This window comes from Mangrovicella endophytica (genome assembly GCF_002893625.1).
Classification (GTDB): Bacteria; Pseudomonadota; Alphaproteobacteria; order Rhizobiales; family Rhizobiaceae; genus Mangrovicella; species Mangrovicella endophytica.
The window spans coordinates 827,903-839,349 of sequence record NZ_PKMZ01000001.1 but is presented as its reverse complement, the minus strand read 5'-3'; the positions used below and the strand labels follow the sequence as shown (position 1 = coordinate 839,349).

The 11,447-nt window shown below is 67.8% G+C and carries 3 protein-coding genes; 1 reads left to right on the top strand and 2 read right to left on the bottom strand.

Annotation, left to right across the window (positions count from 1 at the left end):
• Positions 1 to 56 precede the first annotated feature (56 nt).
• Complete coding sequence (locus tag C0R46_RS03830; protein WP_102958599.1) at positions 57 to 3,956, top strand: ATP-binding protein; 3,900 nt, start codon at positions 57 to 59, stop codon at positions 3,954 to 3,956.
• A gap of 330 nt (positions 3,957 to 4,286) precedes the next feature.
• Here C0R46_RS03830 and C0R46_RS03825 read toward each other — a convergent pair whose 3' ends face one another.
• Positions 4,287 to 5,240, bottom strand: a complete 954-nt coding sequence (locus tag C0R46_RS03825) for a hypothetical protein (protein ID WP_102958225.1) — start codon at positions 5,238 to 5,240, stop codon at positions 4,287 to 4,289.
• A gap of 234 nt (positions 5,241 to 5,474) precedes the next feature.
• Positions 5,475 to 11,192 carry a DUF3320 domain-containing protein gene (locus C0R46_RS03820; RefSeq protein ID WP_102958224.1) on the bottom strand — a complete coding sequence of 1,906 codons (5,718 nt, stop codon included), beginning with the start codon at positions 11,190 to 11,192 and terminating at the stop codon, positions 5,475 to 5,477.
• Between the last annotated feature and the right edge of the window lie 255 nt (positions 11,193 to 11,447).

Sequence of the window (11,447 nt, the reverse complement as noted above, 5' to 3'; positions counted from 1 at the left end):
GCATGCACGCCGCGGATCAGAGCGGCGGGCCGAGTTCACACCGAAGGGTGATTAGCATGAACGACGTCCAGCGACCGAGAGGCGGCCTCCACCTCCTCACTATCGAGACGTTGCTGGACGACCTTATTGGTGGCCGGACAGTGGCGTTGGAAGACGGACGGACGCTGTCGCTCAACGACGGCCCCCGCTCGGCACTTGAATGGTATCGCCGCAACCGGGACAGGTGGTCGGGTAACCTGCGAGCCGACGACGCGGAGGCCATCGTCGACGCTGTGGGCGCCGCGCCGCCCCCGGCGCGTTCAGAGCGGATCGTAGCGGCTGTCCGCCCGCCACGGGTACTTCGGCTCGCGAGGGTGCGCGCGCATCGATTCGCGGGGCTCCACGCGTTCGGCTGCTCGGATCACGGGACCCACTTCGTGTTTGAGCCTGGCAAGCCAGTCACACTTCTCGAGGGCGTAAACGGTTCGGGCAAGACCTCGATCGCGAACGCGGTCATGTGGTGCCTTACGGGGCAACTGATCCGGTCCCAGAGACAGCCGGGCCCCGGGACGGCGGAATATCCCTGCGAGGTCGACCGCGGCGGGACGACCACGAAGCACGATAGCTCCTCGGTCACCCCGATGCCCAGGGCCACCGATACCCTGCCAGCCGACGGCACGCCGCTGCCCGCGGACACCTGGGTCGAGGTGACGTTCGAAGACGAGGATGGCGAGCTCCTCCCGCCACTGCGGAGGACGCAGACGCGTAACGCGCGCGGCAAGCTCGTAGAGGAGGAACCCGACCTCGAAGGGGTCGGCCTCGACCCCGTGGCTTGGCGCATTCCGACGGTGATGCCCGCCCTCATACCGCACCTGGCGGTCGGCGGCGCATCGGAACTCGGCGAGGCCGTCGCTCACCTCACGGGCCTCGCCGCACTCGTCGACCTCTCCAGGCATGCAGGAAAGGCCGCCGAACGCGCCGGCAAGCGGATGGTCAAGGAGCTGTCCGACGAGCTGGTGGAGATCGCCCGGCGCTATGCCGAGGCCGCGGGCGACCTCGACAAGATCGTGGAGGGGTCGCCCGCGATGCGGCAGTGGGGAGGCCTGTCCTTGGCGGCCGACGCCGACGCCCGCGACCGTCTCGCGGCGGCTGGCGAATTCTTCAGCTCCCTGAAGGCGGCCGCCTTCGAGAACGCCCGCAGCGTCCTCGGCGAAGGATTCGATCCCGAGCGCAAGGCGGATCGGGACGGGCTTGAGGAAGACGTGGGCCCGGCCGCCGATCAGGTTGCCAAGTTCGCGGACCTGCCTTCCATCAACCGGTTGTCGTCGCTCAAGGTCAACGAGACGGCACGGGAGGACACGCTGGCCCTCCTCTCGGAACTGGAGAGTCAAGCGAGGGCCATCGACGAGATGGCGGCGAGCCCCGACCGCGCACGCAGGGCCCAGCTCTATGCCCGCGTCTCCTCGTGGATGCGCGAGCACGGGCACGTCGGCGACACCTGCCCCGTCTGCATCCGGTCGCTCGACGGCGTCACCGATCCCGAGAGCGGCGTTGCGGTCGGATCCCATCTCGCGGAGGCGGAACGTGAGTTCCTCGCGCATGCCGTGGCTGACTGGGTCACCCACTGGCGGGGCGCCCTTGCGGACAGGCTGCCGGAAGTGCTCGCGTCGGAGTCAAGGAAGTCCCTCCCCGCCTCGCCCGCAGAACTCCTGCGCATGGGCTTCGTCGACGAGCTGTTCGCGACCGAGGGATTCCGGGGTGTCCTTTCACCGCTCCGGGCAGAAACCGCTGGCCTCGTAGATGAATGCTTGGCGGCGCTTCCTCCATTCGTTGAGCCTGCGCGCCGCCTGCTGCCGGCGGCGGTGGCGAGCCAAGCCGCAACGTTGCAGCGGACCGTCGACGCGGTCGTGCGCGCGCTGGCCTTCGCGGACTGGCGCCAGACCTACACGACCGCCGTGCGCTCCGCCTGCATCGCCGTACGGGGCGGAACCGAGGGCCCGGATGAGCCGTCGAGAGCCATTGGTCGGCGACTGGCCGCGCTCCGTGAGATGGTGCGGGACGCCGCCCCGCTCAACTCCGCGATCGACGTAGTCGGTCGGCTGGCGAAGATACAGGCAACTCACGAAGCCAAAAGGAACAGGATCGTGCTCTGCGAACGCACCGCTGCCGCGCTCGCCGAACTCGTGCCTCTCGGCGCGCTCGCGCAGGCACAAGTCGACCTCCTGCGCGAGCGCCTGCACGGGCGCGCGGACCACTGGCGCCGTATGTTCTTTATGGACCCGACGACGTTCTCGCCCTTCCTCGCGGACACGCGGATGGACGCCCGCGGGATTTTGGCGTTGCAGGCGGGCCGCCTGGGCGTCACCGCGCCGGCTCAGCACGTCTCCAACGCATCCTCGCTCCGCGCCTCCATCCTCGGGTTCTTTATGGCCTTCCGGGAACACGTGCTGGCGACGCGCGGCGGCCTGGCGCTCCTCTGCCTCGATGACCCGCAGGAGCTGCTCGACAACGACAACAAGGAACGCCTGGCCCGAGGCCTGTCCTCACTGGCCGCGGTCGGCGTGCAGATCCTCGTGACGACGCACGACCGCAAGTTCGCCCGCTCGCTGGTCGCCGAGTGCCGGAGCGAAGATCGCATCAAGCACCTGTCCGTCCACCCGGTGAACGCCAACAGGCTCACCGTCACCCTGTCGCCTGCAATGGAAGAGGTCGACCGCAGGCGGCAGGCGTTCGACACCAATCCGGATTCCGCCCGCGACGCCCAAGACTACGCCTCCGACCTGCGGGTATTTATCGAGGCTCGGCTCGGCGATCTGTTTGACAACGCGGTCCATCCCGCGCACGCGGGGCCGACGAGGGCGCCGACTCTCGTCACGCTTGTGGATCGTTTGCGCACTCTCGTCGCGTCGGGAAACGACGAGTTGTTTACCCATCCCGTCGTACGCCGGTTCGCGGAGGATCCCGCCCTCGCTGAAGGCGCAGCTCCGCGCCGGATCCTCAACCAGTCCCACCACGACAAGGCTTCCATCGGCTATGCCGACGTCTTGTCAGTGCGCAGCGACTTCCACCGCCTCCGGACCGAGGTGGAGAAGGTGCACGAGCAGTTCCGCCTATACAGGTGGCGAGAGCCCCTGGATCCAGCCGAGGGCGGCACCGGGGCGGTTCATCCGTTGCCTGCCATGCCGCGGCCGGCTTTCTCCGTGCCCCTATGTCCAGACCTCGCTGCCTTCTCCGGAAGCTTCGGCCCGGAGGGCTCGCAAGACGTCCCGACGGAGACGGTGGACGGCAGTTGGTTCGAGGGCAAGGCGCTATTCTACGTTCGCGGCGACTCCCTGGGCTTTGCCGTGCCGTCTGGATCCGTCGTGATCGTGGAGGCCGAACCGTACCCCGGAAGGGACCAGAACCTCGTGGTGGCGAAGGCCAAGGGGCAGTTGATGGCGCGGCGCATGGTGAAGGCGGCCGGCGCCACCGGCGTATCTCTGTCGGCGCAGATGCCGGATCCACGCAGGAGCCGCGCGACCATGACGTTCGACGATAGCAAGGTCCGGCTGCACCGGGTCGTCGGAGCGGTGTTTACCGACATGCCGCCGCCCGAGGGCGCGCGGAACGAGGCGGCCCCGGTCGACGATGTGCCCGAACTCCGCCGCGTGCAGACTGCCTATCGCGTGAAAGAGGACAGCGCCGTGCCGCTGGTGCTGCCGGGGCAGACGGTACTTGGTGGAGACGACCTTTCCGCGGCTGACCTCGACGGATGGGAGGGGAAATTCGTCGCGGTGACCTTGGACGACGGGCAGAGCATCTTCAAGCGCGTCGGGTCCCGACTGCCGGGCTCTCTGTCCTATCTCCGGATTTTCGAAACGATCGGCGGGCTCGGTGGGTCGCTGGTCGTTGCAACGGAGGCAGTCGCCGAAAGATTTGATGTTCCATTGATGGTGAGGGTACGCCAGATTGTTGGGGTCCTATACGACGCCGGTTGACCGGGTAGAACCGGTCGCCAAGCCTACGGGAGCGGCCGAGTGGAAGTTGCGCTGGTTTCGGTTCAACGGGAGCGGCGCGGAACCGTCGTCAACCCATGACCGGAACGCAGTATCGAACGGCTTCAGCGGGATCTTCGGGTCCGCCCGGAAGCGCGTTCACCAACGTGGCACATGCCCCCGGCCAAGGATCCGCTCGCTGCGTGAGGAGCGAATCCTGGCACCGGCCCCGCGACCGCATGACAAGCTGTCAGGCGCCGCCGATGCCCCCACCTGTTGGCGGTGAGGCACCCCGTCAGGGCCTCCGGGCCAAGCTCCGAAGACGCCGAGGCGTCACAGAGGTCCGTCGACAAGGACGCTGACCTCTTCGGGCGCCGCCGTCCGGCCCGGGATTCGCTCGAGCTGGTACGTATCCTGGTCGAGTATGCGTGCGACGAACTCCTCGTGGGCCGGGAGCAGCCCGACCGGGATCGGGTTCCGCGCCTGGGGATTGTGGACAGCGACCATATCCGCCGGGCGGTTCAATAGGGAAAACTCGTCGATGTCGGTGGCCCAGATCGCGCTGATCGGCGAGAACCGCCCGTCGAGGAAGGTGTCCGCCGGAACGGGCATTCCCCGCGGCTTGTGAATCAGGTGACGCTGTTGGTGCTCCGGTGTCGAGGCCTGAAGCGTCTCGCGGTCGATGCGCACCTGGAGCGGGCCGACAGCCATGGTCGCCTCGACCGCAAACGGGAACTGGCTGATCCCCTCCAGCGCACCGAACATACCGTCATAGCTCCGCAGGAGCCGTCCGTTGACCGCGACGACGTAGGCGTCTTCCGGCGCCACGATGCCGCTGGCCAAGTAACCGGCACCGTCGGAGTTGCCAAGTAGCACCTCGGCCTTGGCCTTAATCGCGGCCGTCCAGCGCAGGAGGATTTCCTGATGCGGGAAGTTGCGGACGCCGTTGATTTCCGCCCGGAGCCATGCCTCAGGCACGTTCGCAGGCGTCGGCGTGATGACCTCGATCCATATCCGCCGCCCGCCGTCGTCGATCCTGAAGTCTGGACCAGCGCGTCGGTGCGAGAAGGTGATGCCGACCGCTGTGAGTTGATGGGCGAGCAGGACTTCCGAGAGCTGCTGCCAGTAGGCATGGGGATCCGGCGAGCGCAGCCGTTGCTCGGCATTCGCGTCACCGTGACCGTTCCTCAGGTATTGATCGCAGACGTCGATCAATCGCTCGCGCATGGCCGGTTGCGGCCCCGCGTTCAGGGGATAGCGCCGCTCGATGGCATCCCTCAGTGTCACCGGTGCTTCTCGTTGGTCAATGCGCGGCAGCCTGATGGCGCACGTCCAGGCCCAGCAAGACCCGCTGGCTCAGAACCTTGAGCTCGGGGCACCAGGCGACGCAGCGGTTCGCATGACGCCCCGACGGAGAAAACCAGCGGCCGTCGACACCCGACCGGCTCACTCGACGGAGCCGCTTTTTTGCCGGAGAGCTGGCGATGCGTAGTCCCCACTGAAGCCAGACACTGGCGTCGCTCAACGGTCAATCCCTACGGCCTCCGCGTGCATTGGACCGCCCATGTCGGAACGCAAACCTGATGCCGCAACCTTTGCGGAACCCTCATCCGCTTCCGACGCATCCACGGACTTGGCTTCGGCGCTGACCGTGACAGGGGACACTCCTTCGTTCGGTACGGGGTTGACAACAAGCATGCCGCCTTCCTTGGCGAGCCAACCTCGCTCGACCAAGTCCGAAATCACGGCCGAGATGACCGCCCTGAGCTGAGCACTGGTCGCCTTGAAGCCGAGCTGACGCGAAAGCGCGCCGGTCACCTCATCGTCCGTAGCGCCGAAGTTGTCGGTGACGATGCGCAGGATCCCGACCCTAAGCTCGGCAGGCGGCAACGCTTCGGGTTTCCGAAGGCCGGCCGATAGCGCGTTCCGCCGATCGCGAACGATCGCCTCTGCGTCCGCGAGGGACAGGAAGTCCCCGTCCCTTACGACACCCCGGTGCGCGACTGCCCGCTCGACACCCTGCTCGACGGCTGCCTGGATACGTGCCCCGGCGCGCTGGAGCCCGAAGGCGTCGCGGACGCGGGCGACGACCTCGTCGACGTGGACGGGTGACTCGACCTGGACGACCTGTGCCACAAGGTCGGCCATCCGGCCGACCGGCGTCTCGTGCAGCTCATACGATCCCGGGCGGGTCAGCGTCGCCTCGACGTAGGCCGGGACCGACGTCCGGTCCTCAGGGACGGCGTCGCCGAGCCCGATCTCGGTCACCTCGCCGCGGTCGATCGTCACGATCTCGATCGGCACGGCGCGGTGGGCGGCGAGGCCACGCTCCGCGCGCTCGTCCAGCTCCGCCTTCGCCGCCTCGATCGCCGCGACCGTGCGCTCGAGCTGCTCCTGCGGTCGCTGGAACCAGTCGGTGCTCCAGATGCGGTGAATGATCCAGCCGTGGTCCTCGAGCACCGCTTGGCGCAAGCGGTCGCGGTCGCGGGCCGACCTCGATGAGTGGTACGACGCCCCGTCGCACTCGATGCCGATGAGGTAGCGCCCCGGGCGTTCGGGATCGGACACGGCGAGGTCGATGAAAAACCCTGCGATGCCCACCTGCGGATGGACTTGGTAGCCCTTGGCCTGGAGCGCCGTCGCGACCTGCTCCTCGAAGATGCTGTCCATGTCGCGGCCGGTCGCCTGCGCAATGGAGAGCCGACCCGTCCGCGCGTAGTGAAGGAAGAGCTTGAAGGCGATGATGCCCGCACCCTTGCCACGCTCGAGGTCGATGTCCTCGTCGGTGATCGAGGCGTACACTTCGCAGCGCCGCTTGGCGCGGCTGATGAGGACGTTGAGGCGCCGCTCGCCGCCCTGCGCGCCGAGTGGGCCGAACCGCATCGCCATGTACCCTTGCGCGTTCTTGGCGTAGCCGACCGAGATCATGACGACGTCGCGCTCGTCGCCCTGAACGTTCTCGAGGTTCTTGACGAAGAACGGTTCCGACGGGTGCGCGTGGAAGAACTCCTCGGTGTCGGGGTTCAGCCGGCGCAGCAGTTCGATCTCATCCTGGATCGCGCGGCGCTGGGACACTGAGAAGGTCGCGACGCCGAGTGATTGCTCGGGGTTCGTCTTGGCGTGCCGGATGACTGCCTCGGCGACCGTGCGGGCCTCGACCGCATTTACTGACGTCCCGCCCGAGTCGAACACGCCGTCGGGAACGTGGTGGAACCGCAGCCCCATCCCCGCTTCGGCCGTGTAGGGGCTCGGAACGATGAAGAGCTTGTTCTGGTAGAACTGCGTGTTGGAGACCGCGATCAGCGACTGGTGGCGGCTGCGGTAATGCCAACGGAGCATGCGCTGCGGAAGGCCACGTGCGGTGAACAGGCCGAGGATGCTCTCGATGTCCCCGACGCGCGCACCGTCCTCGTCGTCGTCCTCGTCGGCACCGCCGGTCATCTTGGAGAAGAACTTGGTCGGCGGGAGCTGCCGCTCGTCGCCCACCACGACGACCTGACGGGCGCGGGCGATGGCGCCAAGCGCGTCGACCGGCTGGATCTGCGACGCCTCGTCCATGACGAGGAGGTCGAACGTCATCCGGCCGGGCGTGAGGAACTGCGCAACGGAGAGCGGACTCATCATCATCACAGGCTTCAGCGCCTGAATTGCGGGTCCGGCCTTCTGCATGAGCTGGCGGATCGGCATATGGCGGCTCCGCTTTGCCATCTCGCCGCGCAGGATGCCGACCGGACCTACGCCGCCGTCGCGGGGCGGGATGCGCCGGTGGTGCGCGCGCACCACCTCAAGGCTCGCCGCCTTGATGCGCTCGCGGTCGAGGTTGGCGAACTCGCGCACCTGTCGGCCGTGGAGGTTGCCGTCGAAGCGGCCGAGGTCTGGGTCGGCCCGTATCAACTCCGCGAGTATCGCCTCGTGATAAGCCATCTCGAAGGAAGGGACGGCGGCGGGCGTCGGAAGGCGCCCGTCCTCAAGATGGTCGACGAACACGGACATGCCGTCCGCCCGGGCACGGTCGGCCCGCTCACGGTAGGAAACCCACTTCGAGAGCTGCTCGTCGTTGGCGAGCCAGGTCTCCATCCGCTCGCGGCAACGCTTGAGGGTGACGTCGCTGTAAGCGCCGACGCCGAACAGGCTCTGGGCGTCGGCCATGAGGGAGGACGCGACGTCGGCGAGCGAGCGCTGTGCCTCGGCGGACGCATCGACGGCACGGCGGGCCCGCTCGGCGAGCCCGCGGCGGTCCGGAAGGACGGCGGCGAGATGGCGGAGCTCGCCATGCGCGCGGATCCACTCGACGGCCGCGGCGAGCGCGTCCCAGTCGGAGTCCTTGCCGTTCCACGCGTCGCCGAACGCAGCCGCACCCAACTCCGTCCGCTCGTCGATCGACCTTGCGGCTGCCTGCCACTCTGCGACACGAGAGACGAGTTCAAGGCGCTCGGAGAGGGCGTCGGGCACGGAGCGCATGATCGAGCGGCAGACCCCGTCGGCCCAGACGAGGTTCTGTGCACGCGCCTCGACGAGGTCGAGGTTCGCGCGGTCGGCGGACACCGCGTTGTTGAAGGCGAGGCTGGCCGAAGCGCCGAGGTCGGACCAAAGGGACTCGAGCAGTTGCTTGGCGGCATCGACCTGCCGCACGACCAGTGCGGCGTGCTTGCCGACAATGCCACGCTCGGCAAGCCTTCCGGCGATGAGACGCGGCTCGGCACCCAGACCCCGAAGGGTACGCATCCAGGCCACAAGCGCCAGGAGCGGCGCGGAGGCCGAGCGCTCCCCGCGCCAGTCCGCGCCGAAGGCCGAGCTTCCGAATGCGTCGTCGTCCCGGATGCGCTTCGCTGCGACCTGCCCCTTCATCAGCGTGTCGAGAAGGGCAACGACCTCCTGCGTCGGCCTGTCGGGGTCGCGCAGTATCGAACGCACCAGGGCCTTTGCCTTCCGGTAGTCCCCGTTGAGGACCTTCAGGAACCCGGTGTTCGTCGCCAGTGCCTGGCGGGCGGCTGAGACCTCTGTCGTCCACGCGACGTCGAGGATCCGGTCCCCCACCGCCGCGCGCGCCCGCTCAAGCGTCTCGACGGCTTCGGCGAGGTCCCCCGCCTGTTCCACGCCCTGGTCCCAGACGGTGGCGGCGAAGGCCTCCGGGCTTGCGTCGGGGGCGGCGGCCACTCGCTCGCCGGTCGTCACCAATCGGGAGACGGCGGCAAGCGTGTCGACAGGCCCCGGGACGCCGAGCTCGGCGGCGAGTCGGTCCGCGTCGACACGAAGGCGCGGAAGAAGGTCTGCGAGCTCGCCGGCCCTCCCGAACGCGGCGGCCGGGAACCCGCGCGGCAACCACGCCAGTTGCGCCTCGAGTCCCTCGATCGACGTGATGAGCGCCGAGGGGTGGACGGCGCCTGCCAAGGATTGGGACCGGCGCCGGAAGTCCGCACCGGCGCCTGCCAGCGCGGCGACGGCCTCGCGCTCGTCGTCCCAGGCTGCCGCCCGGAGAGCCTCCGGAGAGAGGTCCGGCGCACGGGCGAGGATTTGCGCGCGCTCGTGCAGCGTGGTCGCTTCATCGAATGTGACAGGCTTCGGCTCCACCTCCAGCGACTGCGCCAGCACCTCGTACTCGGCCTCCAGCTCGGACACGGCCGACCTGATGGCCTCGATGCGCGGAAGCAGCCGCTCAAGCGAGTTGGGAAGGACGAGGTCAAGGCCGACGCCATGCCAAGGATGGAAGACGGGCAGCCCTATCTCGTCGATCCGCTGTATCAGCTCGGCGAGAAGGCGCCGTCGCGACGACAGGTCGTCGGGCGACCAGAGGGTTGCGCCGTGCAGAGGAAGGTCGACGGGTCGCTGTCCCTCCTGCCGCAGCTTCGTCAGGGCGCCGAACACCTGGTAAGGCGTTAGGCCCGACGCGGCGTGCGGCACGTGCATGCGTTCCGCATGGCGGTTCAGGACGTCGCGCGCCTCGCGAAGCTTGCCCGCCAGGCTCGACGGGAACTCGCCGCGCGGCGAGCCGAGCTCCCAGGTCCTGCGCAGTTCCTCGAGAAGGCCTCGCTTGTTGGCCTTGTTGCTGTGAAGCTCGAGACAGGCATCTCCCACCCCGGCGTTATCGAGGCGGCGCTTCACGACCTCCAGGGCCGCCATCTTCTCGGCGACGAACAGGACCGTCTTGCCATCGGCGACGGCGGACGCGATGACGTTGGCGATGGTCTGGGACTTGCCCGTTCCCGGCGGGCCCTGGATGACCAGGTCCCGGCCGCGGCGAGCGTCGTGGACGGCGAGCGTCTGCGACCCGTCGCTATCGACGATGTGCAGCATGTCCTTGGGATCGATGTGACGGTCGATCCTCTCGTCCTCCGACAGGAGTGGCTCGCCCGCGTCGAAACCGTCGGACAGGAGCGACCGGATGGTCGTCTGGTCCGTGATGCGACCGTCGGCGGGCCAGTTCTCGGGGTCGAGGTCCCGGTACATCAGGAACTTGGAGAACGAGAAGAACCCAAGCACGATGTCGTCCGGCAGGACCGACCAATCAGACTTGGTGGAGACGGCGTCGGCGACCTCCCTGAAGTACGCGTCCGGATCGAACTCGTCGCCGCCCTCGAAGGACGGCAGGCGAAGGGCGTGTACGCGGTCGAGGTACGCTTCCAGCGACAGGTTCGATGTCTGGTCCTCAGGGCGGACCCGCAGCCGGAAACGCTCACCCGCTGTCCCGCGTTCGAGCTTGGCCGGCACGAGCACGAGCGGGGCGTGACGGACGTTCTCCTTGTTGTTCGGGTCCACCCAGCGCAGCATGCCGAGCGCGAGGAACAGGACGTTGACGCCCTGCTCTTCCTCCAGCGTCCGGGCATCGTGATAGAGATCGAGCAGCCGCTTCTGGAGCCCCTTCGGCGTCATCCGCGTCTGGAGCTTGGTGTCGAGGTGGCGCTTGGCGCGTCCGTGTTCGTCCACCTCGTCGTCCGCCTCATCCGGTTGCGCGAGCTCTACCGCGGAGAGTTCCTCGTCCTCCTCGGGAACGCCCTCGCCGCCGACGCGGTCCGGCCTGCCCGCCACAAAGGTGAAGGCCTTCGCCTCCTTGACCAGCAGGCGGTAGACCTCTGCGGAGCGCTCGTCGACGATATCGACGGTCTTCGCTGCCTTCGATAGACGAGGGACGTTCAGGAGACGGTTGCGGGCCGAAAGGTCCAGAAGCTCGGTGCGCGCTCGCTCCAGCTTCTCCCCAATGGGCAGGCTGCTCTGGTAGATGGACGCTTCGGCTTCGGACATCGGCGACCTTCAGGTTTTGAGGTGCCGACTAGAACCTAATGAAATCTTAACTTCAACCTAAGCGCTTGCCCTTCAGAGGCTTCATCCACCGCAGCTTCGGAGGCCCCGTGCCTCCGTCGGGGAACGGAGGTCAGCTCTGCTCCCGGATGTTCCGGCCGCCGCTCCGGCGATGACGTTCGACCTCGCCGTATCCAACGCTTCCTTGTTCTAGGGCGCTAATTCCCCAAAGGTAAGCGCCATTCTGCGACCCATCCT